We start from the raw sequence: 24973 nt of genomic DNA, 5'->3' as shown, positions 1-24973 counted from the left end.
CAGAGACCTCTGGGAGCTGAAAAGGAGGGATACGAAATATGTTGAAACAAGCCTTTGAGCTGTGCATTGGATTTATTTGTTGACACAATGATGATGCAACGTATTCTCACGTTAACGGGATAGAGTATCGCACGATTTTGAAAAATGCCGTACTCGATAAGGTTGCTACAGCAATGTAGAAACGAACTGGGGTGGCACCGCGATATGACTCGCCCCCAAGATACTATCTTGGGGGTGAGTTTTTTATTTTGTTTTATTAAAAATAAAATAGGAGTGGTGATAATGTCCAGATGGAAGTATCCTTTAATGCTGTTAGGGGGGATAGGCATTTCAAATGTGGGTGCGTGGGTTTATCTGATCGCACTTAATTTAATCCTATTGAATGAAACAGGTTCCCCACTTGCCATTGCTTTATTATATATCCTCGGTCCAATCGCAACGATTTTTTCAAATACTTGGGCAGGTAGCTTAATTGATCGGGTAAATACGCGGCTACTTATGATGGGATTGGACATGTTCCGGGCATTATGTATTGCGGTAATTCCTTTTTTACCTTCGCTTATTTATGTCTATGGAGTAGCATTTATCATAAATGTGGGCAGTGCTATATTTCAGCCAACATCGATGGTGTATATGACGAAACTAATCCCTGTGAAAGATCGGCAACGTTTTAATGCACTACGTAGTTTTATCAATTCTTGTGGTTCATTAATAGGGCCTGCTATTGCGGGTATATTATTTTGGCTGGGCACACCGTATACTGCCATTCATATAAATGCAATTGCATTACTTTTTTCGGCACTTCTTATCATGATGCTACCTAATGTTGATGTAAGAGATAAAGAAACAAAAATGCAAAGATTTTCATGGGAATTAATAAAAAAAGATTGTCATGTAGTTGTTAATTTTACAAAGGAAAATGCTTATATCACCAAAATTTATTTATTATTTAGTGGTACTACGATATTTATGACTGCAATCGATTCTCTAGAGGCAGCATTTGCTAAAGGTGTACTGTCAATTTCAGATACTAATTATGGGTATTTACTAAGTATTTTTGGAGCTGGCATTATCATCGGGTCTATCATTAATTCTATATTTACAAAGCATCTTGCGGTGAATCATTTAATAGGTGTCGGTACTATTTTCACCTCAATTGGATATCTAGTATTTTATAGTGCTAGCGGTTTTTTTAGTGCAGTACCGGGTGTATTCTTAATAGGCTTTGCCGTAACATTTGCAAATACAGGCTATCTAACTTTTTACCAAAATCATGTACCTATAAAGATAATGGGAAGGTTTGAAAGCCTCTTTCGTGTTATTGAAGCAAGTATTATTGTAGCCGTAACGATTGTAATAGGTTTAGCCGCTGAATTCACTTCGATTCGACCTGTCGGCTTAATTGGTGCAATGTTCTTCTTGTTCTTAGGGTTATTGGCTTGGAAAGCCGTAACGGGGACAAAAAGGCAAGCGTATTTTAAAAAAGAGGTATCTTCTTTCAATAATTAATAAAGCAATAGAGGAGGCAGAAAAATGAAATATATTGAATGTGAAAATGTTACTAACGAGGAGAAAGCGCATATTTTTCAAGCGTTATTAAAATACAATCTTTCAAATCTTGAAGAAAAGGTAGTAAAAGATATTGGAATTTTTGTAGAAGATGAAAAAGGAACTAGAGTTGCAGGGTTAATTGGAGAGACACATGGAAATTGGCTAGAAGTTGAGTATTTATGGGTAAGTGAAGAACTTCGTGGACAGCATATTGGTACGGAACTGATGGATAAAGCTGAGAAGATTGCTAGAGATAGAGGTTGTAAATATGCATTTTTAAATACGTTTAGTTTTCAGGCACCTGATTTTTACGTGAAGCTTGGCTATAAAGAAGAATTTGTACTCACCCATTATCCACTAACAGGTAAGCGATATTATTACACAAAAAAGCTTTAAAAAACGTTTGTACTATAAAGTTCTGAAATGGCGGCTGTGTGCACGAATGACAATAAAAGTTGACTTTCCAACAGTCGAAATAACATACCACATAAAGGACTTGCGCATAAATACATGCAAGTCCTTTGTGCTATATTGCCGGCTCTCTTCATTGAATGACTAATTTTAACTATCCCGATAAGAATTATGAGTGGGACGAAATAAATCTTCCTCGGAATTTCTAACAATAGAAAAGTGGTCAACATTATAATGACCGTGCAGGGTAGTATTATGATGCTGTATAATTTGTTCGGAACTTAAAACAGCATTGCCCAATGTTGAATGCCCATCCTCGACTAACGTTACATCGAAACCACTGATTGTTGCTGTTCTAACAGCACTATCTATACAGTGCTGTGTTTCACAGCCCATCATAACAATATGTTCAATATGCTGTGTTGTTAAATGTTCAAGCAGTCCTGTCCCATAAAAAGAATTTGTTGCAGATTTATCAAAGATCTTTGCTTCAGTAGGTACAGTAATTTCATTGTGAATTTGAAATCCATCTCCCTGTCCTTCAGCTACATCAAGATCCCTCACAAAAATAACTGGAACTGTTGCTGCTATTGCTTTGTTAATTACTTTATTAATAGTAATAATAAGCTTCTCTTTACTGAAAATTTGACCTGTTTCTTGATTTCCATCAATCAATGCTTGTTGTGCGTCGATGATTAATAATAGTTGCTTCAAATAATTTTCCCCTTTCAAAATGTGGGGAGACGCTAAAAGATTGGTTACTTAGTCGTAATCCCCTAGTTTTTTAAGTGCCCATTTCGTTTGTTTATCATCCTATCAACCTCCTAAACAAAATATGACTACTAGTCAGTTAAATTATACCATCTGTGATGAAAATCAATATACTGTTGACGAAGTAATACATCATATAATGCTATACTTCAATTACTCTAGTACTAATAAGGAGCATGATAAGATGGATGCGAAATATATTCATTTCAATGAATTTGGTAGCCCTAAAGAGGTATTAAAACTCGAGTATAAAACGATTGAACCACCTAAGGATAATGAAGTGCTCGTAAGAATGCTAGTAAGACCAATTAATCCCTCTGATTTAATTCCTATTAGAGGATCGTATGCTCATCGTATAGCATTGCCCAACATTCCAGGTTATGAAGGAGTTGGAATTGTTGAGAATGTAGGTTCTTCTGTTTCGAAGAATCTTATTGGTAAACGTGTGTTACCTTTACGTGGAGAAGGAACATGGCAAGAATTTGTTAAAACATCAGCAGAATTTAGCGTTCCTGTACCTGATTTAATAGATGATTTTACAGCTGCTCAAATGTATATCAATCCAGTTACTGCGTGGGTAGTTTGTACAGAAGTTTTAAAATTAAAAGCAAATGATGTTTTATTGGTGAATGCTTGTGGTTCAGCTATTGGACACATTTTTGCTCAATTTTCTAAAATAATAGGTTTTCGATTGATTGGCGTGACAAGAAATAATAAGCATACAGAGAAATTACTTCATCTAGGAGCTTCTGATGTAATAGATACTTCTAGAAGTGGTCTTTATGAAACCGTTATGGAATTGACAAATGGAATAGGTGCAAATGCAGCAATTGATTCGATTGGAGGCTCTGATGGCAATGAATTAGCTACATGTGTCCATCCTTATGGGCACTTCTTAACGATAGGTCTACTATCAGGAATTCAAGTCAATTGGGCACATATTGTAAATGGTGCACAATTGAATGCGAATATGTTTCATTTAAGGAATTGGAATAAAAATGTATCCGTGAGCAAATGGCAAGAAACGTTTACTCATGTGACTAGGCTCATCAATGACAAAAAATTGCGCCTGATGCAGGCCGATTCCACCTATGACTTATCAGATTTAACAAAGGCAATTGACGCTGTTGAAGCTACTAAAAAGACGAACGGTAAAGTATTTTTAACAAGCTATTAAGTATATTTCTAAGCCATGAGTCGATTAATGGGCTTCACTTTCGTGAGGTCCATTTTTGTTTATCGATAGGGTAGAATGGATAGCTTCCTTTTAATTGATCACTAAATAGGTTGATTGTAATTATATGAAAATATAAAATAGACTTTGTTATAGATTACCAAAATAGATTTATAATGGCGATTTATGAATACATAAAAAGAACATAGTAAGGGAGTGTACTGATTGATAAAGATTAAACATTTAGTATTAGCATTGGGCTTCAGTTTACTATTATCAGGTTGTAATAGTGAAAAAACTGTTAAGGAAGAAAATGAAATAAGGGCAGAATCTGAAATCCTTGCATTAGAAACGCTTTTAAAGGAAAAGAAATATGAGGATCTTTTGGTGAAATTGGAAACTTTAGATTTACCTGAATCGGAAACTGATAAAGTAGATGAATTTAGTATAAAATTTGTGGATCAATTGATAAGTGAAAATAATTATACTTTTATAAGTTCGAAGTATTACAGAATTAGGTCAGCGGTCAGTCGTGAGAATTGGATTAAAATGGAGAAGTTTTCGAAACAAGGTAAAGAGTTAGTGCTAGATGAAATGGAACAAGCAGTTAGAAACAAGGATTTTCAAAAGGTTCAAGAAGTGTATGATAATGAAAAAGGACTTCATGATAATGATGAATTTTTAGCAATGTATAATTATGCTCTTTATTTACAAACTGACCAAAATTCGTACAAGGCTTCTGGAGCTTTAGCACTTGCTGTTGATCCTGAATATTATGGAAGAATGAAAGATGAAATTATTGCAGGGGTAACGAATACATCTTATAAAAGTCCGTTATCATTCGGACCTATAACGAAAACCGATTGGAACTATATTGAAAGTGAATATCAGCGAAATTTAAATACGATGATTATAAGAAAGGAAGAGGCGAGAGTAAGAGACGAAAAAATTGAAGCTGCTAGAGGGATGAATCCTACTTTAGGAATGACCTATGACGAAGTAAAAGCATCTTTATGGGGTGAACCAATTGATATTAATAGAACTGTAACAGTATACGGGTCTTATGAACAATGGGTTTATGGAAATGGTCAATACCTTTATTTTGAAGATGGCATTTTAACAAGCTTCCAAGATTAACTAATTTTAAATATTCATTCAAAAACTTTCAGATTCATTAAGAATTTGAAGGTTTTTTTGTTAGATTAAATCATTTTTGAACGAAATAAAGTATTTTACAGTCTAATGGAGGAAGGAGGCGAAAAGAATGGAATTCGAAATAACAAAGCGTGCCATACGTGGAGATCATCAAGCGATACTTTCTCTTATTGAAGTGGACGAAGAAATTTTATATCGCATGGCCTTTACATATATGAAAAATGAGCAAGACGCTTTAGACGTGATGCAAGAGCTAGTTTATAAGGCGCTTAAAAAAATGCATACCGTTCAACAACCCGAATATGCCAGAACATGGCTCGTGCGCGTCTTAATCAATTGCTGTAAAGACCATTTGCGAAAACGTCAACAAACCGTTCAGATCGAAGAATATCATGTATTTGAATGGGCCATTTACTCAGATATTGAGAGATTATTAGCACAATTAACCTTGTCAGAGCAACAAATCGTCTATATGAAATATTTTCAACAGCTTAAAAACAAGGAAATTGCCGAGCTCAATCAAATTCCAGAAGGTACTGTAAAGTCTAAACTTCATCACATTCTAAAGAAGCTTAGAAACTTCGCAAGAGAAAAGGAGGACTGGCTATGAAAAAACCACCAATTGATGTGCCAAAGGAGCAACTTCAACAAATTCGAATGGATGTATTGCGCAAAGTACAGCGAGAAAAAAGAACAAAGAAGCGTATGGCTTCTGTAGCAATCGTATTTTTGTGTTGCTTAAGTCTATTACTTTCTATTCGCGTTTCGCCAACTGTTGCTAGCTATGTTGCAAAAATACCTGGCCTGGACGCCATTGTATCAGCGGTAGTAAGAGATAAAGGGATAAAAGATATTGTGGAGCATAAATATTATGAAGAAATTAATAAGACGCAGACGAAAGATGGTCTATCTCTTACATTACAAGGCGTGATAGCAGATCAGTCAGGTTTTGTCCTTTACTATGATGCGGATGCTTCATTTGAATTAAATCTGGAGGAAGTCCAATTGTTCCAAGGAGACGATGAAATTAAATGTGGTTGTTCATTTACGATGGGTGGTGGAAATCAAGCATTTATTTCATCTTCAGTGGAATATAGTTTTTCTGAGCCAATGGCCTATACTTCACGGGACTTTACAGCCGTATTTCGTTTTAAAGATAAGAATCAAGGGGAAATTGAAATGACGATACCGTTTTCCTTACAAAACGAAATCGCGGAGGAAAAAGTTTTTATTGCTAATCGTACTGTTGAAGTCGAAGGTCAAAAGTTTACTATTACAAAAATTCGCCGTACCCCACTAAAATTGGCACTTGACATTGAAGTAGACAAAGCAAATACAATGCAAATATTAGCACTTGATGATATTGCAGTCGTAACGGAAAGTGGTGAGCGTAGAGAAAGCATTCGTAGTAGTCATTCAATGAACGGAGATATTCGGGACGGCAAATATACGCTCTATTTGCAAAGTAATTATTTTGATAATCCACAGTCATTAACGGTGTTGATAGGCGCTGTTCAAGCTGTTCCAAAGGGGGAGGACTTTATCGAAGTTGATTTTGGTAGACAAGAAGTACTCTCAAAACCTGATTTTTTAGATTGGGATATTTCTGTAGAGCAACAAAGTTTAAAAACGGCTGCAAAAAATTGGGATGGTCGTATACGACATATATTTTATAGAAGTGGTTTAAAAGCAGATGGCACGACATTAGCATATAAAGGCGGCACATTTTCAGATGATGATGAGTATCTCTATTCAACAGAGTCCTTTGATCAATATAATGGTAAAGCTAAAATATTTTTCAACTATTACTATAACCCGATTGGGGAAGATATTGAAGTAAAGATTCCATTGCAATAATTTTGCTGGTATGGTTTTACTGGCGATTTCACCTATCTTTAAGGCGAAAGTGTTAGATTGAACGTAATCAATCTAACACTATTTTTATTACGTAGGACTATATTTCTTCATTAAAGTAGATTTTATAAAATTTTCGATTTGTTTCCTCATCAAAGCCTACCTCAATAAGCTCTTCCAGTTGCTCGATATCACGGACGTTCACTTGAATTTCAATTGCGGAATCCAATTTAATTTTACGTTTATAACTTTTTTCAGCTTTAGCAAGGGCACTTTCGGAAATCACGGTTTCATAGGGCTTGACTGTATTGACGATAATGTCTTTTTGCGTTGAATCGGCTGCATCGAATACAGTTTCAATATAATCGTTGACTTGAAATTGTTCTTCACTGCGGAAATAATCGAGCGTTTTATTTAACAAGCCTAACTTCTCGGTATTGGTAAAACAATCTTCTTTCAAAATATACTTCTTACATTCTGTTAATGCCAAGTTTGTTTTATGGTAATGTTCATCAGCTACTTTAATCTTTAAAAAACGTTCTTGCCAGTACACGACATCTTCCTTTTTCTTCGTTTTCATAAAAACAACTGGCGCTTCATCAGCTCCCATATCAACGATAACAGCCATATTATTCATTTTCTTAACGTTAATGCCGTCGATGCCATTAACAGTCATTTTATTTTGTTCATTTTTTATATCTAAAAACATTTCTTTTTCTTCAATTTTGACAATGGCAATAACTTTCTTTGGCTCTGTAGACAGAAAACAATTGTCAAATAAGCCAATAAACAACTCGCCACTTTTAATATTCGGATGTCCAGATGCACTATGTAAGTGCGTAGCGATATGCTTGGATTGTTCTAGAAAACTAGCGTCCTCATCAAAAATAGCTTTCACATACGTATACACTTCATTTAAGCTGATAGTTGATTCATGAAAAAATTCATATTGCTGCTCAAAGTCGAGTTTGTTAAATGCTAATTGTGTAAACGCTGCTTCCAGCATAACTTCAGGTTGAGAAAATGCTTCCTCTCCATAAACAAGGGTATCGCTTACATAATGTACAACATATTGGGCTAATTTACTTTCACTAACTTCTAACATACTTTTCCACCTTCGATATATTTGTTTCGATAATTTACCATAGCACACCCCGTACAATTTTGATATGGATTTTATATGTTGATAGACCAGGAGTTGGTGTAGATTCGGATTTTACTTTAATGTAATACTAGTGTTTAGATATAATTAAAAAAGGAAAATGGGTTAGGAGGATGATGAATATTCGCAATAAAAAAATATGGTTTTTGTTGATTGTAGTTGTGATTTGGCTAATATGGTATTCCACTAGACCACTAATTACTTTTGATGAGGCTGTACCGGCATTGGATATTGCGAGCATCAATAATGTTTTAATTTCAGATATGAGACAACCATATTATCTTAATCAAGAGGAAACAGCACGTTTTATTTCGATACTAGAGAGTCTCTTTATGAAAAAGAAAATAATACCTAATAGACCAGCTTTTAATGAGGATGCTTTTATTTACTTTTATTCAGCGAATCCAGAAGTAAGTATCCTATACAATAATCGTAGACTATGAAAGAAACATCATTGGCATTATTGAGCGTCCTAAGATGATGAAGCAATACATACTTGAGGATAGTTCTGAATTTTTTTCATTTGTACAAAGTTACTTAAATAATAAAGAGGTAGTCGAATAGATTCGACTACCTCTTTATTTTATATAGGGATTCGATTCCCTTTTTCATCGTAGAAGGCGTGGATTTTCCCTACTGCAGTTACGCCTTTGAAAAGTTGCTTTTGCGTAGCCCAGTCACTAGCTTCTAGAAAGGCTAACTCAACATCGAATGTTGCACTATATCGGTACGACTTTACTAAATCACTCTCCAAACGTTGCACTGCATTATTACCTGCTTTAAGCCCTTGAATCATAGCATTGCGGTGTGAATGGGGTGTTCAGAATTATTATCAAGAATGTTGTGCAGAGACTTCTATTTTAAATTTTAAATAGTAGTTGATAATTTAAGTTGAAAATTCCCTTTATAAAGCGTTAGCTAACAAATAAACCAAATTAGGAGGAATGAATATGGGTTTTTACACAACAACAAGAATCATTACTGCTACAAAATCTCAATTAGACGCTATGTGTTACGCACAAGAAGACTTTGTAAATATTCTTGATAATAAAACTACTCAGGACTCAATTATACGAAATACTTTTGCTTCATATGGAGGTGCTGTTATTCCATTAGTATTTGCGGTAAGCACAGTTGCATCTGTTGCTTTAGGGGTCATTAGTCTTATTGGAAGCCTTAATGCTGCTGAACTATTACAAGGCATAACAGATGCAAAAGAAGGGCATCGCCAATTATTAAAGTCGTACCGAACAATGGTCAACTTCAACGCAATTCAAGTAAATATGACTTTAACGGTTAATAAGGAGCGACCAGGATCAGAACTAGCATATATTAAAGCTGTAAATGTCAATTGGATAATGCTTCCTGATGGTACAAAACTTATGTGAGAATTAATTTTATTGTGTAAGACAAAAGAGATTGTTGGTTGGTTTTAAAAAAGAAAATTTTAATAGTATAGAAAGGGTTAGCCCTTCTATACTATTAAAATGCATCCTTAGATAATACTTAATTTAAATAAAAAGATGATGTATAGATCAAGATAAATAACTCACACAATGATGATATCACTTAACTTTTTTCAATAGTAGCTTTCTCTAAAATATCAAAAAATCGGTTATCATCATCTTCGATTATATAGGCCACTCCCGTATCATCCAGTTGTAAGAATTTTGTATTTGAATCCATAAACATCACATAGCCTGTATTCAAAGTTATATTGACACGGTAATTGTATCGGTAACGAATTGAGGATAGATGTTCTACTTTTTTAAATTTTGCATTTTTAAAAGCCTGTATAAGCTCCTGCTGTGTTTCTTCTGGAATTTTCAAAGAAGTAAATTTAATTTCAGGTCTTAGAATGATACTTTCAATGTTTACAAATTGATTTTTTGCATTAAAATTAGCATTTTCTAGGACATCTGTGGCGTAATAAACTGATGGGACGGCAGTCCTTCGCTCGTTTATCCATAAGCTGATTCCGGCAATAATAATTATCATAATACTAATTGTGAAAAATACTTGTCGTTTACACATAAAATCCCCCTCTTAAAAAAACGCTAAAATTTTATAATTAATCTAATTTTTGCGTAGTAGAAAGAAGCTTTTTTATTGTACATCATCTTTTTAATAGATTAACATTTACCCGAAAATTAAATCAATTATAAATATTAGGTTGATAAAATCCAGATTAAATTACCTTTAACAACAAAGGAGGTTTTATTATGGAACAATCTTTATTAGTAAATTTTATTAGCAACGTTGGTTTTCCGATAGTGGCATTTCTATTAGTCTTTTGGAAATTTGATAAATCCTTAGCTTTATTGACTGAAGCCGTTAATAACAACACACAAGCTGTACAGTTATTATTGCAAAAAGAAAAGGCGGAGGGGTAGAACATAAAATTGATGATGTTTAGTAGATTAATCTCGATGATTTGAAAAAATTAATAGTTTGGGGTGATAGTGGTGGATAGCAGATTTGAACAAGAAATTATAGAACTGTTGACACCAAAAATTAAATCAGTGTTAAGACAAACAGATTGGCAAAATCAAAAGGATTTAGAGCAAGAGCTGATTTTAATGGTGCTATCAACAATAAAAAAGAAGGAATTTAAGCAACTACCCTCTTTTTTTGAACTTATGGATAAAGAGAAGTCGAAAGTTAGAAAAAATTAATAATCAATTTTCAAAACACCCTTTTTATTGGTGGGGAAAAGATGAATTTATGAGAATTATTGCGTTTTGATAGAGTCGAAATGTATGGAATTTGGTATAATTTTTTTAAAAAAATGAGGAGGAACTCAATGCGGAAACGTACAATTTTCATACTCATGGGTGTCGTTATAATCAGTATTGTTTTAATGGGATTGGATGTATATGAAAATAAAAAAAGAGAAGCTGCTCTAAAAGCGGAAGCCGAAAAAATTTATACAGTATCCGACATAATGAAGGTTGCAGATTTTAGCACTGACAATATGAAGCTGGGGATTGGTATAATAAATGGAAATATAGAGGATTATGAAACGATTTTCATAGAGGATACAGAACAACTAAAACAAATTGTCCATCATCTTCACAATTTACAATTACAAATATCAACCAATATCTATATGCTAAGTGATGCAGATTATTGGGTAAAAGTAAAATCTAATGAGAATTATTCCATGTATATATTTAAAGATGAAAAAGAGATATGCTTTAATAGTGATACTAGATATTTTAAAATAATCAACAGTGATGAATTTTTTAATTCAATAGAAATCGCTATACAATGAAAAAAACCCAGCCTATTACAGGAACTGCCACAATAGGTATAGACAAATAAAAAAGCATCTTCAGTTGAAATACGGGTATAGATACTTAAATTTCAATTTGGAGGTGTTTTTTCTATGGGAACAAGAGTGAGTTATCCATGTGAAGTAAAAATGAAGTCAAGGAGATGCGATAAGCAGGTGCACCTTATCAAATAGGTTTTATTGGAATTAAATATCCTTGATTATTAACAAGCTGTAAAAACAAATGGCATTACCATGAGCATGTCCCGTAAAGGTACGCCTGCTATCATAGAACAAGCTGTCAAAGACTTATAAAAATAACCGAATTCAAAAGAAACTAAACAACCAGTTGCCGGTTCAATACCGACAACTGGTTGGGTAATGCTTTTTTGATTACTATCTTATATATCGGGATCAGTACCTACCTAATGAAATTTATTTTTTCTAAAATCCCTTATTATAAGTCCTTCCTATTTGCCATTTCATACTCTTTTTTAATTTTTCGTAATGTTTGATTTTTAACTTTATTGATTGCTTGTTTCGAAACACCAAACTCTCTAGCTAATTCCTCCTCAGTCCAATTTTTCACAAAAAGTAAATATAGAATCTCTTTTTTCTTTGCGCTTAATTTGGAAACGATGTTGTATAGTTGTTTATCTTCAAAAATCATTTCCAATTTACAAGATTCAATAGTAGTGTTGGATTCAAAATTATAATAGTTCCGTTTATCTGCGACTAAATCAAGTAATTTGCCCTCTCCATCGTGAATGTTTTTATCTAAAATTAATTGATTTAGTTTACTTTGTTGACGAATCTTTTTATCAAATTTTTGAGACTCAAAAGTTAAAGTTTGTGAAAAATAACTTATCAGCTGAATCTTTCTACTATGGATTAGAAACATTTTTTCAATTATTTCTTTCTTGTGAGCAGTAGGATTTTCTAAAAAACTTTGATATAGCTCTTTTACTTCTGGGTCTTTTAAAAAGTTTCTTACTAACCGATTTTGAATCAAAAAAAACAACTCCTTTACGCTTCATGGAAGGGGATCTAAAGAGAATTAGATCCATTCCTACATGATTTTTTATCTATATAAAGGACTTTTTTAAAATTAAAATCAACTTATATATTTGATTAAAATTGTTAGAGAGTTTTTGCTAAATTTAGTGGGAAAATCGTTTTTTATAGGGGGTGATTAGGGGGAATTGATAATTTATTTATTTTATAAATAGTAGAAACAAAATGCGAATGAATAAGATTTTCATGATAAGAGGCAGTATTAGTTAGGTTTATTTATAGGGTTTTGAAAGCCATTCAAAAACAGCCCCTCTGATTGTTCAATCGGAGGGGCTGTTTTTGTGTGCTACTGAGCTATTACATGTAATAATGTTTCAAAAACTTGGTTATCAACAATTTAAAAAGTTTCTTCGAGCTTTCCATCAATAAATATAGAACCGCCTCGACTCGCCAGCATGCGTTATGGCGCTTTCGTTGTTTTATGATAATGTTCATCAGCTACTTAATTTCAAAAAACGTTCTTGCCAGTACAAGACAGTAGCCAAAGTCACTCGCTTCTAAATAGCCTAGCGCTCACTATTGCAAATCTAAAAAATCTCCGTCCCGAAGTCGATTCACGAAATTCTGAAGCCAAGTGTAATACGATACACCGTGTCGTAACTTATGTAGGTCACGCAAGCATTCCTGTCTTTCGGCATCGGGGGTACCCTCCGCAAGTGCAATTTCAGATAGCTCGGGAATCACCTGGTTGATTGCCCCAAGCATGATATCGATTTCCCGCTGGAGTTTCAGTGTAAAGAAGACACGAAATGTTTGGAAAAAATCGGTCTCCGCCACATATTGATCTTTTCGTTCCTTTTTCTCTTCCAACTTGGTGACCATTCTAGAATCCATCAGCGATCGGATGGCATAGCTCATGTTGCTCTTACTCATGTTCATATAGTCTTTCATGTCCTCAAGTGTCATCGGTTTATCCTCGAAAAACATAATGCCATATAGCTTACCGAATGAATGATTAGCGCCATACAAATCCATCGTCTGCGCGATGGCCTCGATGACCTGAGCGCGTAATTCGTTACGACTCTGCGACACTCCTGCACAATCCTTGGTTGGTTTCTGTTCCATGTAAACACTCCTTCATCATTTTGCTAAACTCATACAATTGATTTACAAAAAACATTTTTAAATTAACAAGCGATTAATATCCAGTTAACACATAAAGTTTATATTGAGTGTACAATAAATTTTGTACAAACAAAGGTTTTAACCTTATTTAGGATAATTTTATCAAATGTACAAAGAAAATTGAACAACAAAATAAATAATGTTGATAGTTAGAGTAAAATGATCAGGTGATGTATTTACATTATCTTACAGCATTCTGTCGGCGATATTTGGTTGCGTTCCTTATATCAATATCTTCTGGCGTACATGCAATAGACAAGATTTTACCAGAGATTAGTGGAATCATCACTTCGAAGTAGCTATAACGGATCAACAATAATATAAATGGGGGAATTTTAAGAATGTCGAGTATTACGTTGAAGTCTTTATCAAAACAATATACAAGTGAAAAATCCACGCTCGATAATATTAATCTTGATATCAAAGATAAAGAGTTTCTGGTACTGCTAGGTCCGTCAGGGTGTGGTAAGTCCACTTTGCTACGTATGATTGCCGGTATTGAAGAAATTACGCAAGGTGAAGTGTATATTGGGGATGTTTGTGTAAATGAATTGGAGCCTAAGGATAGAGGAGTAGCGATGGTTTTTCAAAATTACGCGCTTTATCCGCATATGACGGTATTTGAGAACATGGCTTACGGTTTGAAGATAAAAAAGGTAAAAAAGGCGGAGAGAGAAAAACGAATCAAGGCGGCAGCAGATATTTTACAAATAACGCCATTGTTGAAACGATTTCCGAGTCAATTATCGGGCGGGCAAAAACAGCGGGTTGCAATTGGACGAGCCATAGTTAAAGAACCAAAAGTCTTCTTAATGGATGAGCCGTTATCCAATCTGGATGCGAAGTTACGAAATGAAATGAGAATTGAAATTAAAAAGCTTCATGAGAGACTAAATTCTACGTTTGTCTATGTCACGCATGATCAAGTGGAGGCTGTTACCCTTGGAGATCGAATCGCCATTATTGCAGAAGGAAAGTTTAGGCAGATTGGTACACCTATGGAAATAATTGATAGTCCAGTGGATATGTTCGTGGCGAATTTTATTAGCTCACCGCCTATCAATTATTTAAATGCATTTCTGATAGACCGAAATGGACAAGTCTATGTAGATATAGATGGAGTGTTGCTGGAGACAAATTTGCCAATAGAAGTATTAAAAAGCCACACGGAGGTTGTAGCGGGTATTAGGCCTGAACATTGCTTCATTTCAGAAGATAAGAACAATACCTTAGAAATGGAGGTGCTGTTTACTGAAATTATTGGTACGGATGTGTTGTTACATCTAACATATCAATCCTTCAATTTTATAGTGAAAAAAAGCTTTACTGAAACTTATACGCAGGGTCAGAAGTTGAACGTAGGAATGTATGCAAAACAGGTCCATATGTTCGACAAAAATACACAAAAAAACTTAAGGAGCCCGCAATGAATATTCTTATCTCATTAGATGGTGTAAGTCATGAAATCTTTGCACGATATTCACAGGATTTTATCAATAACGGATTTTCATACTGTAAAAAACTAATTACAACGTTTCCATCCGTTACTTTTAATGCTCATGCGACGGCGATAACGGGGAACCATCATCCCAAACATTTTGTGGTGGATAATATTGTCACCCATTCTAAAACGATGGAAAGAATAGAGCTGTACGGAGATCACGACATCATTTGTAATGAAACACTACATAAACAGACCTTATTTTATTCACTTGCCAAAAATGCATTGAAAAGCTGCTGTATCCATTGGCCGCTAACAACAGGAAATCCTTATATTCATGATTTAGTTACAGAATCCAGCAGCAAAAAAAAGTTGCAAGGAAACGCTTCAGTGGAAAACATCGATAACACATCATTGCGTGAGATATTACAAGCCATTGAATCAGAAGCATACGACTTTATCGCTGCAAGGTTTGTCGGATATGATGCACTTTCCCATCTACACGGGAAGGACTCGAAGGAGGCAGTTGATTGCCTAGGTCGGCTAATTGAACATATTGCCCAAATTGATCAGTTGTTGCGAAAGTTGCAACAACCATACAACTTGATTATCTTTTCTGATCATGGGCAAAGCGACGTTCAATCATTCTTTTATCCAAATGAGGTTTTAGCGCAAAGTCGTTGGCGGCAGAGTTTGTACAACAAAGAAATACGATTTGTCGGCGACGGAAGTGGAGCGTTGTTATTTTATAGCTTGTTGGAACATCAGCATAACAAAGAAATTATGGAGTTTTTTAGCAAATTTCCACAAGTGAATCATTTTCATCAGCTAGCAAGTCACTCCAGTTCTGACTATCAACCAGTCGGTATTTTAGATATGAACAATACGGTATGCGGTGAAGACATTGTTCCTCCAGAACAACCGAAGTACAAGAATTTGAAAAGCTTGCATGGTTATCATCAGTCCAATGTGGATGAAATGAATGGATTTATGGTGTGTATCGGTCATCAAATCGAGGATAGCAAAATAATTGAACAAACGCATATCGAGAACATTGCACCTACTTTAGCTAGGTTGTTTGAAATCTCACACCAATGTGATGGTAAAAACATCAATGAACTGATTAGGGGGCATGCATAGATGGCTAAGCCAATCAGCATTAAAAATGGGAAAGACAATCTATGGTCGCTTGCACTGTTGTTACCAATACTTATTCCCTTAATTATTTTTTGGATTTATCCAATGATAAAAACATTTCACATTAGCTTTACAAATTGGGATTACATTTCACCTACCTATGATTATGTAATGCTAGAAAATTATAAAAATATAATGGGTGATTCCTTTTTTGTGAAAGTTTTAATGAATACGCTTGTATTTACAGTTTTCACAGTGCTTCCGCCAATCCTAATTGGATTACTTGTAGCTATACCGTTAAGTAAGATTAAAGCGTTTCGTACTTTTTTTGTCGCTTCCGCTTTTTCATCATGGATTACACCAACTGTGGTCGTTTCAATGGTATGGGTCAGTATATTTGATACGGATTCAGGCATTGTTAATGCAATTCTAAAAGAACTAGGTGCAGAGCCAGTTAAGTGGTTGGGAGGTCAAACCACCGCAATGGCAGTAGTCATTATCGTCACTATTTGGCAATATTTAGGTCTTGGTATATTGTTGCTAACCTCGGCAATGGCAAAATTAGATCCAGAGGTGGAGAAAGCCAATGATTTAGATGGTGGAAAAGGATTACGAAAATTAATAAAAATTACATTGCCAGCAATCTCGCCTATCCTTGTATTTTTATTCATTTTTTATACTTTAAACTCGCTTAAAGCCTATGATCAGATTTACATTTTGACGCAAGGTGGACCTTCAGGTGCAACTTCAACAATTTTATATTATTTCTACGTGTTAGCTTTCGAGTGGTATGAAACGGGATCTGCTTCGGCATTGGCGATAATTTTCCTTCTGCTTTGTCTGCTGATTAGCGCGATTAACTTCTTTTTATCTAAATACTTGTTTAAGAAATGAGGTGGGGATTTGAACTTGGCAAAATTAAAAGTTGGTATAAATTATACAGCATTAATTTTATTAAGCATAACGATGATCTTTCCATTCATCTGGATGTTCATGATTTCTATTAAACCAAAAAGTGAAATATACAGCGGAAAATTTTTTCCTACAACCTTTCACTTTGACAACTACATTAGGTTATTTACCGATACCAATATACTGTTTTATCTGTGGAACAGTATTTACGTGAGTCTAATTATTATCGTGATTCAAATCGTATCAGCAATACTTGCAGCGTATGTATTCGCCACGTTTCAGAAAAGATGGGTGAAATTTTGCTTTGCACTAATATTGGCGACGTATATGTTGCCATCAGCTATCACTTACATCCCCTCCTTTATTTTGCTGTCTGAAGTGAATTTACTGGATACGCATATGGGTTACATCTTCAGTGAAAGTATCAGTATCTTTGCCATATTTTTCTTGCGGCAAGCTTTTATTCAGGTGCCTAAGGATGTGGTACATGCAGCTAAATTGGATGGAGCAGGGCATTTAAGGCTTATTTTCACCGTGTATATTCCTTATTGCAAAAATGCAATTGCTTCATTGGTATTAATCACATTTATTTATAGCTACAACAATTATATGTGGCCTTCACTGTTAATCAAGTCAGAAGAAAACATGTTTGTCACAATTGGTTTGAGAAGGTTATTTATGAGTCAAGCAGGTTATGGAATGGATTTTCCTTTGGCAATGGCTGCCTGCGCAGTTTCACTAGTGCCAATGTTGCTGCTGTTGGCTATTTTTAGTAAAAGAATTATCCATTCAATGGCTAATCTCTATGTTAATAAATAAGATGAGGTGGTGATGCGAATCGACTATATTCCGATAATTATGAAAAGTTATGTTGGAAGCATGAGACTAAAACAATAATTAATTGGGAGGAAACAACAGTGGAAAAACGTAAAAGCAGGATTAAAAAGGTACTTCTGTCTCTCATGTGCTTTGCACTTATATTGACAGCATTAATGGGTTGCTCGAACAAGGCTTCCAAAGATACAAATGCAAGTGTAGCGTCCGATAAGGAAAAAATTAAACTTGAATTCTATTATGGTCTTGGCGGTAAACTCGGAGAAACGATGGAAAAAATCATCGAAGATTTTAACAAAAGTAATGACAAATATGAAGTCGTACCGATTGTCCAAGGGGACTACACTGAGACGTTACAAGCACTGCAAGCTTCACTTGCAGCTAGTAAACCTCCTGCTTTAGCAATTAACCGCTATCCGGAATTTATGAAGTTGGCAAAAAGTGATGTTTTACTTTCCTTAGAAGATCAAATTAATCAACCAGAATATAAAAAAGACGACGTTCTTCTTTTGGAGCAAGGGTTGTACAATAATGTAACCTTGGGTGTGCCGGCATTTGTTTCTTCACAAATGATGTATTACAGAAAAGATATCTTTGATAAATACAATATTGATTATAATGCTTTGGAAAGCTTCGAGGAATTAGCGGAAGCAGCCAAGCTTATTAAAGAAAAAGAAGGAATTACTGGTTGGTCGATTATGTGGTATTCAGAACATATGATTGATTATGCCCGTTCAGCTGGTGGGGATATCGTCAGTGAAGACGGTAAAACCGTTACAATCGATTCCGATGAATGGATTTATGCTTGGGATAATATTAGAAAGTGGATTCATGAGGACAAAATAATGGACACTGTTTATGGCGGAAATGGCTGGGAATGGTGGTATAAAACGATTGACAATGTAATGAATGGGAAATCAGCGGGATATACGGGTTCTTCAGGTGATGGAGGAGACTTAGATTTCAATAAAATAGCAACAGGAATGCAAAAAGGATTTAACGGAAGCAAACCGAGACCAGTCGCTACTTCTGTCATGTTTAACTTGTTCAAAGATTCTCCTAAAGAACAACAGCAGGGTGCTTGGGAATTTGTAAAGTTCTTCTCGGAGGCAGATAAAACAGCTTACTGGGCAGTAGAAACGGGATATATTCCAATTCGAGAAAGCGCTGAAAACACGGAAATTTTCCAAAATAAATTAAAAGAAAACCCAAACTTATCAGTTCCTTTGCAACAGATAAAAACAAATGGCATTGCACCTTTTGTTGATCCGACCGGTGGTAAAATTTATGCTGAAATCGAATTAGCGAAAGACAAAGTACTAATTGAAAATATCCCTGCGGAAAAAGCATTAAAAGAGGCGAAAAACAAAGCGCAGAAAGAGCTAGACAAAATTCTGAAACAGTAAAAGACATAAATAATGAACTGCTGCACAGAGCAGCAAGTAGTTTCACCCCACATATAACAGAAATGGAGAGTTTTATAATGAAATATAATATTGAATTAGCTGTATTCGATTTAGCTGGTACCCTTGTAGAGGATAATAACGGAGTTAGGGATTGTCTTTATAAAGCAGCTGTGGATTACGGATTAAACGTTACAAAAGATGAAATCAGCAACCATATGGGAACAAACAAGATTCATTTGTATCAATTTTTAATTGCGAGAACAAAAGGGAACTTTATCGATTTTAAAAATTTTGAAGTAGATATCGACAACTCAACTCAAGATGAGGCTGTCAAACTCTATGATCGATATACCGAATATATGATTGCTTATTATCAGGAGAATTGCCGAGAAATTGAGGGAGCAACGGAAACGCTTAAATGGTGCAAAGAAAATGGCATTAAAGTAGCGACAGGCACAGGGTTTCATAAAGAAATCAACAGCGTTATTATGGAGTCACTTGGCTGGGTGAAGGATGGTTTGATTGATTATGCGGTAGATCTTGATATGGTTCCGGAGGGAAAAGGACGCCCAGCGCCATTTATGATTTTCAAAGCTATGGAATATTTAAACGTTCAAAATGTGAGAAATGTGATTAAAATTGGCGATACGCCAGCAGACATGCTCGAAGGCTATAACGCAGGCTGTAAAGCGGTTATTGGTGTAACCCAAGGTTCGACACCAATTGAAGTATGGGGCAAGTATTATCATACACATGTTCTTGATACTGTGAAAGAACTGCCAGCACTTATCGAGTCAGGTAAAATCGTATGATGGATCAACTGGAAAAAATGGCGAGCATCGGGATTGTCCTGCCGAAGCTGTTTCCCTTTCCACAAAGCAAGCCGGAACAGATGGTTTCAAGTCTGCTGACTATACTGGAAGACCCCTTTTTTACGGCAGTGGAAGTCTCGTATATCGCCGATAAAGAGACAAGGGATCTCGCTAAAAAGTATATGCAGTACAGTGGTGTGGAAACGATTTTTAATGGCGGAGATGCGTTTCGAGAATTACACATTGATCTAAGCTCCTTAGACCCGGCTATAAGAAACAACTCAATTAAAAAGTGTCAAATGCTGATTGACCATTGCTATGAAATGGAAGCAAAAATCATGCACATCGTGACGGGGAAATTTGAAGGAGAAGAAAACAAACAACATAATATAAACGCTTTTATAGCTTCAACCATGGAACTATGCAAGTATGCGAAAGAGAAAGCGGGTACGTATGAGCTTTGTATCTCTTTAGAAATCGGGGATCGGCATGTTGACCGCAAATATTTGCTGGGCCCTACCCATGAGGCGGTACATGTAGCAAGAACAATCCAAAGTGAGTATAACAATTTTGGTCTGCTCCTAGATCAAAGTCACCTTCCGATTATGGGAGAAAATCCACATCAATCATTGTGGCTTGCCAAAGATTATCTCACGCATATTCATATCGGAAATTGTTATTTGAAAGACAGACAAGCCCATTATTTCGGCGATAAGCATATTCCTTTTGGAGTGAAGGATTCAGAAGTTGGCGTTGGCGAGTTAACAAAGTTCATCCAAACGCTAAATGACATTGACTTTTTTACACGTCCAAAACCAACAAGAAAGCCTGTGCTGACATTTGAAGTGGGTTCTCTTGAGAATGAATCACCTAAGCTAGTTATTGCCAATATAAAGCGTACTTTCTTTGAAGCTTGGGCTCAAGCATAAATTGATTATAGGAGTTGTAGCATAAATGAATGTGTTAATCACAGGTTACTTTAACGATTATTCTAAACAGAGAGTTACGCAATCGTTCCCTGAAAACTGGACTATTCAAATCGTTGAACCTCAGCGAATCGAAGAATTTATCAGTGAAGCGAATGTATTAATTCCAGAGCATATCGAAGTAGATGAAGCCTTATTAAATAAAGCACAACAGTTAAAATTTGTTCAGACGGGCGCTGGTTTTGACAATGTTGATATTGAAGCTTGTAGCAAAAGAAATATTTGGGTAAGTAATGCGGCTGGAGTCAATGCGAATGCAGTTGCCGAACATATTATGGCATTGATTCTTGGGTATTACAAAAATATCTCGTTCTTGGATCAGTTTATGAAAAATAAAGGAGATGAAACGAAGCTAGAGTATACTGGCAGCGAGTTGCTAGGAAAAACAATTGGTACTATAGGTTTTGGGGCGATTGGCTCCAGAGTAGCGGAACTGGCCAAAGCTTTTAAAATGAATGTTCTAGCATATGACACGAATAAAAATATTCAAAGTAATAATGATGTAGAATTGGTTGATTTGGATACATTAATTAGAAATTCTGACGTAATTACAATCAATATTTTTCTAAACGAGTCTACAAGAAATTTAGTCGATAAAACATTTTTAAAGCAAATGAAAAGCGATGCATTATTGGTAAATACAGCAAGAGGGCCGATTGTATGCGAAGATGATTTGATTGAAGCTTTAGAAAATAATGTAATCGGTGGAGCTTGTCTGGATGTATTTGCTGTGGAGCCATTAGATTTAGATAGTAAACTACGAACTTTGAAAAATGTTGTCTTAACCCCGCATTCTGCAGGTATGCCGGATGGCACAAAATTTCATGAAGCAAGGTATCGTTTCTTTGTCCAAAATATCGAAAGAGTCATGCGCAATGAATCACCGCAAAACAATTTGAATCAAATCAAATAAAGTATAGCTTCGTGATGTTGAATCTAGGATTACCTTCTAGCCCGTTTGCCCCACGCATAGACATACTAGCCTGAGCAATAGAGGTGCTCCGGGTTAGGACGATGTTGAAGAGATTACATATCCTTATCGGGCGTGACAGACTGGAAGGGAACAGAGCATGCATACTGATAGAACAGAAGGCGCGCGGCAAGACAGCCGGGTGCCTTTTTGTGGTGCCTGAATCAGCTGAACCAGTTTATAAATGGATGTTTTGACCTTCTTTCGAAAAGGTGAAATGACGAAATCTGTATAGTATTTGAAACTATCTAGAGGATACATTATGCAAAAAAGTAAATATGAAAAAATAGGAGGAATTAATCTTGAATCCATATGTAATTTTGGCAATAGCCATCGTAAGCGAAGTAATTGGTAGTTCAATGCTAAAAGTATCAAATGGATTTAAAAAGTTATTCCCTTCCATTGGAGTTGTAATAGGTATGGGGATAGCTTTTTACTGCTTATCTTTATCTCTTAAAACAATTCCATTGGTTACGGCTTATGCGATATGGTCGGGAGTAGGTACAGCATTAACCTCTTTGGTAGGCGTTATTGTTTATAAAGAAGGTTTTAATTTTAAAAAATTTTTAGGTTTAGCCCTAATCATTGGTGGAGTTGTCGTATTAAGACTCTCAAGTGGTAGCGCGCATTAACCTATAGAATCGGAGGTAATATATGAAAGGTTATATGGCTTTAGGAATGTCCATTATTAGTGAAATAGTTGGCGTGACAATGCTTAAATTATCGGAAGGATTTACAAAATTATTCCCTTCCATAGGAATTATCGTTAGTTTTGGACTAGCGTTTTATTTTTTATCATTATGCCTTAAAACGGTTCCCTTAAGTTTAGCTTATGCGATATGGTCAGGAGTAGGCACAGCATTAACAGCGGTAATTGGAATACTTTTTTGGAGAGAACCATTCAGTATCATGACATTAGTTAGCATAGTATTAATAATTGGAGGGGTAGTTTTATTAGATGCTTCTAAAAGTCCAGAAAAATAAGCGATTTTTCTTAAACTCTAGTGATTCAGAAATATAGCAAGAGGCCTGTATCCTATGATTACAAAAAATCTTTCTGAAAACAGCACCTCCCATTGTCAACAATCGGAGGTGCTTGTGTACGATTGAGATATTTTGTAATAATGCATGAAACATGTGGTGATCTACAGCTTAATGGTTTCTTCAAGCTTTCCATCAATGAACAATTGGTAAGCGATAATTTACATGCTCCGCCACTACCAATAAGCGCAATAATAGAATTGGCGGTTGTTGAATATTTTTGAACACGCTTTAAAATAATTGTTTTAGTGGCTAACAGTGTGGTTAAACGCTCATCTTCTAAATCTCTTAATGTTTCACTAGCCGCATCAATGACAAAACCTGAATGAATTTTAGCGAAGTCCATATTGGTCAGAGACATTAGATTTTTAATAATAGCCATCTATTTTTAATTGAAACAAACGAAAAATTCTGATAAATTATTAAAAAATAATTGAAGGGAGATTGAAGCTATGATGATTCATACAAGTTTTAATAGTAGTTAAATTATGTAAATGAATTTTTCGAGATTGTTTGTCTTCTATCAATTTTACAGCAAATGATGTGTAGCGGAGTACTTTTAGAGAAATGCTAAATTGTCTAATGATACTAATTCTTTACTAAATATTAAAAAGTAGAGAAATAACCTAATCATCCTTAAAAGTAAAAAAATATAGGAGTGAAGAATTTATGAAAAAGTTCATGTTTGTATTATTTTTATTATTAGTTTCAATAGGTATAGAAGAAAATAGAGCTTTAGCAGAATCAATTACCGCGGAAGTCAATGATGGGAATGAAAATGATATTGATCAAGAAGAAATTGATAGAAGATTAGGAATTGTATTTGATTACTTAAATGAACATGCAAATCATGATTTTAATGATGAACCTTCGGTAGTTTATGATATTCCAGTTGGAGAAGGGATTATTGTTAATGCTGAAATTTCTAATCAAGAGGTTTCAAGAGCAAGAACAATTGGAAGTAGTAGAGATTCTATTAAAGCAAATACAAATTATAATTATAGTTTAAGACTTACGAACATAGTAGGCTCTGGAGATATAACTATATATACTGTGAACTATACTACAGGTAGCCCCATAGCTCCTGGAAAAGATGTATATAGAATAACGGTAAATAATGTTTCCATTTTGGGTATACCCCCTTCTGGCTTTATCGTAGGGAATACAAACACCTACATAAAAAATAACAATAATATTATCGTAAGTACGGGAGGATATATTTTATATAAACGTGTTCTTCTAGCAGATAAAATTATAAATTTCAATGATGTTTCATTAGGAAGTCTTGTGGGCGGAACTTTAGTAGTTAACTATTCATATCGAGTGAATTAAAAAGGTGTGATTATGTTGAAAAGGATTTCTAAGAAAACAATACTATTTTCGCTTTTGGTAATGATGATTGCTGTATCGTACTATCTTATTGGGCAAAAAAAACCAAAACCAGAGGTGACAAGTGAATTGACTGAGTTTTTGCCAAATGGTGAAATGAAGGTAAGAGTGATGGAAGAAGTGGATGAAGAAACAACGCAGTGGCGTAAGGCAAAAGAGGCAGATGTAAAATCACTCATAGCAGAACAAACAGGTTTAAAAGGTGAAGATGTTCTAGTTTCGGCAACCTTTGAATCCAATATAGGCGATACGAAGAATCAAGAAATAACATGTTCAGTTGTGTTGCGCACGGAGGCAACATTTGATGACCACATTATTCAAAACGTAGTAGATGGGATTATCCATGTTTTCAAACAAGATTCGAAGGAAGTAACTATTAATAAAGAAAATATTGTTATTACAAATAATACAGATGTCCTCTATTAAAAAGACAACGGCTATGTAATAAAAAGTAAATAACCTTTTGGAAGTAAAGAGTGGCTACTTTGATAGCA

30 protein-coding genes, 1 pseudogene and 1 other annotated feature (1 of these 32 cut by a window edge) are annotated in these 24973 nt (G+C 35.0%); of the genes and pseudogenes, 24 read left to right on the top strand and 7 right to left on the bottom strand.

The annotated features are described in order from the left end of the window. Positions 1 to 220, top strand: a binding site (T-box leader); it begins 41 nt to the left of the window's first position. Positions 221 to 282: 62 nt separating this feature from the next. Both LS41612_RS17185 and LS41612_RS17180 read left to right on the top strand, forming a co-directional pair. After that, entirely contained in the window at positions 283 to 1509 is a 1227-nt protein-coding gene (locus LS41612_RS17185; protein ID WP_029747131.1) for an MFS transporter, read from the top strand. 24 nt (positions 1510 to 1533) lie between these two features. Continuing rightward, positions 1534 to 1947, top strand: a complete 414-nt coding sequence (locus tag LS41612_RS17180) for a GNAT family N-acetyltransferase (RefSeq protein ID WP_024361594.1) — start codon at positions 1534 to 1536, stop codon at positions 1945 to 1947. 165 nt (positions 1948 to 2112) lie between these two features. Here LS41612_RS17180 and LS41612_RS17175 read toward each other — a convergent pair whose 3' ends face one another. Then, complete coding sequence (locus tag LS41612_RS17175; RefSeq protein ID WP_024361593.1) at positions 2113 to 2676, bottom strand: cysteine hydrolase family protein; 564 nt, start codon at positions 2674 to 2676, stop codon at positions 2113 to 2115. A gap of 241 nt (positions 2677 to 2917) precedes the next feature. Here LS41612_RS17175 and LS41612_RS17170 point away from each other — a divergent pair, with 241 nt between their 5' ends. The 4 genes from LS41612_RS17170 (at position 2918) to LS41612_RS17155 (ending at position 6919) form a co-directional block, all read left to right on the top strand. After that, complete coding sequence (locus LS41612_RS17170) at positions 2918 to 3910, top strand: zinc-dependent alcohol dehydrogenase family protein (protein ID WP_024361592.1); 993 nt, start codon at positions 2918 to 2920, stop codon at positions 3908 to 3910. 222 nt (positions 3911 to 4132) lie between these two features. After that, positions 4133 to 5044 (top strand): hypothetical protein, encoded by a 912-nt coding sequence (locus LS41612_RS17165; protein WP_024361591.1) that lies wholly within the window; start codon positions 4133 to 4135, stop codon positions 5042 to 5044. Positions 5045 to 5171: 127 nt separating this feature from the next. Continuing rightward, positions 5172 to 5672 carry a sigma-70 family RNA polymerase sigma factor gene (locus LS41612_RS17160; RefSeq protein ID WP_024361590.1) on the top strand — a complete coding sequence of 167 codons (501 nt, stop codon included), beginning with the start codon at positions 5172 to 5174 and terminating at the stop codon, positions 5670 to 5672. Beyond that, a complete protein-coding gene (locus LS41612_RS17155; protein WP_024361589.1) occupies positions 5669 to 6919 on the top strand; it encodes a DUF4179 domain-containing protein in 1251 nt (416 codons plus the stop codon). Before LS41612_RS17160 ends, LS41612_RS17155 begins: the two co-directional genes overlap by 4 nt. 97 nt (positions 6920 to 7016) lie before the next feature. Here the strand turns inward: LS41612_RS17155 and LS41612_RS17150 are convergent, their stop codons facing one another. Continuing rightward, positions 7017 to 8021 carry a nucleoid-associated protein gene (locus LS41612_RS17150; protein WP_024361588.1) on the bottom strand — a complete coding sequence of 335 codons (1005 nt, stop codon included), beginning with the start codon at positions 8019 to 8021 and terminating at the stop codon, positions 7017 to 7019. A gap of 170 nt (positions 8022 to 8191) precedes the next feature. Here LS41612_RS17150 and LS41612_RS17145 point away from each other — a divergent pair, with 170 nt between their 5' ends. Further along, positions 8192 to 8521, top strand: coding sequence for a hypothetical protein (locus tag LS41612_RS17145; RefSeq protein WP_137034885.1), 330 nt, complete (start codon positions 8192 to 8194; stop codon positions 8519 to 8521). 140 nt (positions 8522 to 8661) lie between these two features. Here LS41612_RS17145 and LS41612_RS17140 read toward each other — a convergent pair whose 3' ends face one another. Beyond that, complete coding sequence (locus LS41612_RS17140) at positions 8662 to 8841, bottom strand: hypothetical protein (protein ID WP_024361586.1); 180 nt, start codon at positions 8839 to 8841, stop codon at positions 8662 to 8664. 187 nt (positions 8842 to 9028) lie between these two features. On the opposite strand from LS41612_RS17140, the gene LS41612_RS17135 reads away from it, so the two are divergent. Further along, the gene (locus LS41612_RS17135) at positions 9029 to 9466 is read left to right on the top strand and encodes a hypothetical protein (protein ID WP_024361585.1); all 438 of its coding nucleotides are present in this window, start codon (positions 9029 to 9031) and stop codon (positions 9464 to 9466) included. A 181-nt stretch (positions 9467 to 9647) separates the two neighbouring features. Here the strand turns inward: LS41612_RS17135 and LS41612_RS17130 are convergent, their stop codons facing one another. Beyond that, positions 9648 to 10112 (bottom strand): hypothetical protein, encoded by a 465-nt coding sequence (locus LS41612_RS17130; protein ID WP_024361584.1) that lies wholly within the window; start codon positions 10110 to 10112, stop codon positions 9648 to 9650. 188 nt (positions 10113 to 10300) lie between these two features. Here LS41612_RS17130 and LS41612_RS23360 point away from each other — a divergent pair, with 188 nt between their 5' ends. From LS41612_RS23360 to LS41612_RS23790, 4 genes and pseudogenes are all read left to right on the top strand, one after another. Beyond that, positions 10301 to 10471: a hypothetical protein gene (locus LS41612_RS23360; protein ID WP_162832710.1), complete on the top strand. Its 171-nt coding sequence runs from the start codon at positions 10301 to 10303 to the stop codon at positions 10469 to 10471. Between the two features lie 72 nt (positions 10472 to 10543). Beyond that, complete coding sequence (locus LS41612_RS17125; RefSeq protein ID WP_024361583.1) at positions 10544 to 10753, top strand: hypothetical protein; 210 nt, start codon at positions 10544 to 10546, stop codon at positions 10751 to 10753. A gap of 128 nt (positions 10754 to 10881) precedes the next feature. Then, positions 10882 to 11352 (top strand): hypothetical protein, encoded by a 471-nt coding sequence (locus tag LS41612_RS17120; RefSeq protein ID WP_024361582.1) that lies wholly within the window; start codon positions 10882 to 10884, stop codon positions 11350 to 11352. Positions 11353 to 11580: 228 nt separating this feature from the next. Next, positions 11581 to 11734 (top strand): annotated as a pseudogene (locus tag LS41612_RS23790) (IS3 family transposase); the annotation flags it as partial. 75 nt (positions 11735 to 11809) lie between these two features. Here the strand turns inward: LS41612_RS23790 and LS41612_RS17115 are convergent. Together LS41612_RS17115 and LS41612_RS17110 are read right to left on the bottom strand one after the other, a co-directional pair. Continuing rightward, positions 11810 to 12364 carry a sigma factor-like helix-turn-helix DNA-binding protein gene (locus LS41612_RS17115; protein WP_024361581.1) on the bottom strand — a complete coding sequence of 185 codons (555 nt, stop codon included), beginning with the start codon at positions 12362 to 12364 and terminating at the stop codon, positions 11810 to 11812. Between the two features lie 578 nt (positions 12365 to 12942). Further along, entirely contained in the window at positions 12943 to 13491 is a 549-nt protein-coding gene (locus LS41612_RS17110; RefSeq protein ID WP_024361580.1) for a GbsR/MarR family transcriptional regulator, read from the bottom strand. A 401-nt stretch (positions 13492 to 13892) separates the two neighbouring features. Here LS41612_RS17110 and LS41612_RS17105 point away from each other — a divergent pair, with 401 nt between their 5' ends. From LS41612_RS17105 to LS41612_RS17060, 10 genes are all read left to right on the top strand, one after another. Further along, positions 13893 to 14981: an ABC transporter ATP-binding protein gene (locus LS41612_RS17105; RefSeq protein WP_024361579.1), complete on the top strand. Its 1089-nt coding sequence runs from the start codon at positions 13893 to 13895 to the stop codon at positions 14979 to 14981. Continuing rightward, on the top strand, positions 14978 to 16132 hold the full coding sequence (locus tag LS41612_RS17100; protein ID WP_024361578.1) for an alkaline phosphatase family protein: 1155 nt from the start codon (positions 14978 to 14980) through the stop codon (positions 16130 to 16132). Before LS41612_RS17105 ends, LS41612_RS17100 begins: the two co-directional genes overlap by 4 nt. After that, positions 16133 to 17023, top strand: coding sequence for a carbohydrate ABC transporter permease (locus LS41612_RS17095; protein WP_024361577.1), 891 nt, complete (start codon positions 16133 to 16135; stop codon positions 17021 to 17023). 15 nt (positions 17024 to 17038) lie between these two features. After that, positions 17039 to 17860 (top strand): carbohydrate ABC transporter permease, encoded by an 822-nt coding sequence (locus LS41612_RS17090; RefSeq protein WP_233433806.1) that lies wholly within the window; start codon positions 17039 to 17041, stop codon positions 17858 to 17860. A gap of 98 nt (positions 17861 to 17958) precedes the next feature. After that, the gene (locus tag LS41612_RS17085; protein ID WP_024361575.1) at positions 17959 to 19281 is read left to right on the top strand and encodes an ABC transporter substrate-binding protein; all 1323 of its coding nucleotides are present in this window, start codon (positions 17959 to 17961) and stop codon (positions 19279 to 19281) included. A 77-nt stretch (positions 19282 to 19358) separates the two neighbouring features. Continuing rightward, entirely contained in the window at positions 19359 to 20093 is a 735-nt protein-coding gene (locus LS41612_RS17080) for an HAD hydrolase-like protein (RefSeq protein WP_024361574.1), read from the top strand. After that, positions 20090 to 21022 (top strand): sugar phosphate isomerase/epimerase family protein, encoded by a 933-nt coding sequence (locus LS41612_RS17075; RefSeq protein ID WP_024361573.1) that lies wholly within the window; start codon positions 20090 to 20092, stop codon positions 21020 to 21022. Before LS41612_RS17080 ends, LS41612_RS17075 begins: the two co-directional genes overlap by 4 nt. A gap of 25 nt (positions 21023 to 21047) precedes the next feature. Continuing rightward, positions 21048 to 21992 carry an NAD(P)-dependent oxidoreductase gene (locus LS41612_RS17070; protein ID WP_024361572.1) on the top strand — a complete coding sequence of 315 codons (945 nt, stop codon included), beginning with the start codon at positions 21048 to 21050 and terminating at the stop codon, positions 21990 to 21992. Positions 21993 to 22351: 359 nt separating this feature from the next. Then, entirely contained in the window at positions 22352 to 22681 is a 330-nt protein-coding gene (locus LS41612_RS17065; RefSeq protein ID WP_024361571.1) for a DMT family transporter, read from the top strand. Positions 22682 to 22703: 22 nt separating this feature from the next. Next, on the top strand, positions 22704 to 23033 hold the full coding sequence (locus tag LS41612_RS17060) for a DMT family transporter (protein WP_024361570.1): 330 nt from the start codon (positions 22704 to 22706) through the stop codon (positions 23031 to 23033). Between the two features lie 58 nt (positions 23034 to 23091). Here the strand turns inward: LS41612_RS17060 and LS41612_RS17055 are convergent, their stop codons facing one another. After that, entirely contained in the window at positions 23092 to 23472 is a 381-nt protein-coding gene (locus tag LS41612_RS17055; RefSeq protein ID WP_137034852.1) for a hypothetical protein, read from the bottom strand. 287 nt (positions 23473 to 23759) lie between these two features. On the opposite strand from LS41612_RS17055, the gene LS41612_RS17050 reads away from it, so the two are divergent. Both LS41612_RS17050 and LS41612_RS17045 read left to right on the top strand, forming a co-directional pair. After that, positions 23760 to 24422 (top strand): hypothetical protein, encoded by a 663-nt coding sequence (locus LS41612_RS17050; protein ID WP_024361568.1) that lies wholly within the window; start codon positions 23760 to 23762, stop codon positions 24420 to 24422. 12 nt (positions 24423 to 24434) lie between these two features. Then, complete coding sequence (locus tag LS41612_RS17045; RefSeq protein WP_137034851.1) at positions 24435 to 24905, top strand: hypothetical protein; 471 nt, start codon at positions 24435 to 24437, stop codon at positions 24903 to 24905. Positions 24906 to 24973 lie beyond the last annotated feature (68 nt).

It is taken from the genome of Lysinibacillus sphaericus, assembly GCF_002982115.1.
Taxonomy (GTDB): domain Bacteria; phylum Bacillota; class Bacilli; order Bacillales_A; family Planococcaceae; genus Lysinibacillus; species Lysinibacillus sphaericus.
The sequence above is the reverse complement of the archived record's forward strand: the minus strand, read 5'-3'. Positions and strand labels throughout refer to the sequence as shown.

Excerpts from the sequence above, each read along its gene's own strand:
- LS41612_RS17185 (WP_029747131.1), top strand. The coding sequence starts at position 283 with ATGTCCAGATGGAAGTATCCTTTAATGCTGTTAGGGGGGATAGGCATT.
- LS41612_RS17180 (WP_024361594.1), top strand. The coding sequence starts at position 1,534 with ATGAAATATATTGAATGTGAAAATGTTACTAACGAGGAGAAAGCGCAT.
- LS41612_RS17170 (WP_024361592.1), top strand. The coding sequence starts at position 2,918 with ATGGATGCGAAATATATTCATTTCAATGAATTTGGTAGCCCTAAAGAG.
- LS41612_RS17160 (WP_024361590.1), top strand. The coding sequence starts at position 5,172 with ATGGAATTCGAAATAACAAAGCGTGCCATACGTGGAGATCATCAAGCG.
- LS41612_RS17155 (WP_024361589.1), top strand. The coding sequence starts at position 5,669 with ATGAAAAAACCACCAATTGATGTGCCAAAGGAGCAACTTCAACAAATT.
- LS41612_RS17150 (WP_024361588.1), bottom strand. The coding sequence starts at position 8,021 with ATGTTAGAAGTTAGTGAAAGTAAATTAGCCCAATATGTTGTACATTAT.
- LS41612_RS17145 (WP_137034885.1), top strand. The coding sequence starts at position 8,192 with ATGATGAATATTCGCAATAAAAAAATATGGTTTTTGTTGATTGTAGTT.
- LS41612_RS17135 (WP_024361585.1), top strand. The coding sequence starts at position 9,029 with ATGGGTTTTTACACAACAACAAGAATCATTACTGCTACAAAATCTCAA.
- LS41612_RS17130 (WP_024361584.1), bottom strand. The coding sequence starts at position 10,112 with ATGTGTAAACGACAAGTATTTTTCACAATTAGTATTATGATAATTATT.
- LS41612_RS23360 (WP_162832710.1), top strand. The coding sequence starts at position 10,301 with ATGGAACAATCTTTATTAGTAAATTTTATTAGCAACGTTGGTTTTCCG.
- LS41612_RS17120 (WP_024361582.1), top strand. The coding sequence starts at position 10,882 with ATGCGGAAACGTACAATTTTCATACTCATGGGTGTCGTTATAATCAGT.
- LS41612_RS17110 (WP_024361580.1), bottom strand. The coding sequence starts at position 13,491 with ATGGAACAGAAACCAACCAAGGATTGTGCAGGAGTGTCGCAGAGTCGT.
- LS41612_RS17105 (WP_024361579.1), top strand. The coding sequence starts at position 13,893 with ATGTCGAGTATTACGTTGAAGTCTTTATCAAAACAATATACAAGTGAA.
- LS41612_RS17100 (WP_024361578.1), top strand. The coding sequence starts at position 14,978 with ATGAATATTCTTATCTCATTAGATGGTGTAAGTCATGAAATCTTTGCA.
- LS41612_RS17095 (WP_024361577.1), top strand. The coding sequence starts at position 16,133 with ATGGCTAAGCCAATCAGCATTAAAAATGGGAAAGACAATCTATGGTCG.
- LS41612_RS17080 (WP_024361574.1), top strand. The coding sequence starts at position 19,359 with ATGAAATATAATATTGAATTAGCTGTATTCGATTTAGCTGGTACCCTT.
- LS41612_RS17075 (WP_024361573.1), top strand. The coding sequence starts at position 20,090 with ATGATGGATCAACTGGAAAAAATGGCGAGCATCGGGATTGTCCTGCCG.
- LS41612_RS17070 (WP_024361572.1), top strand. The coding sequence starts at position 21,048 with ATGAATGTGTTAATCACAGGTTACTTTAACGATTATTCTAAACAGAGA.
- LS41612_RS17060 (WP_024361570.1), top strand. The coding sequence starts at position 22,704 with ATGAAAGGTTATATGGCTTTAGGAATGTCCATTATTAGTGAAATAGTT.
- LS41612_RS17055 (WP_137034852.1), bottom strand. The coding sequence starts at position 23,472 with ATGGCTATTATTAAAAATCTAATGTCTCTGACCAATATGGACTTCGCT.
- LS41612_RS17050 (WP_024361568.1), top strand. The coding sequence starts at position 23,760 with ATGAAAAAGTTCATGTTTGTATTATTTTTATTATTAGTTTCAATAGGT.
- LS41612_RS17045 (WP_137034851.1), top strand. The coding sequence starts at position 24,435 with ATGTTGAAAAGGATTTCTAAGAAAACAATACTATTTTCGCTTTTGGTA.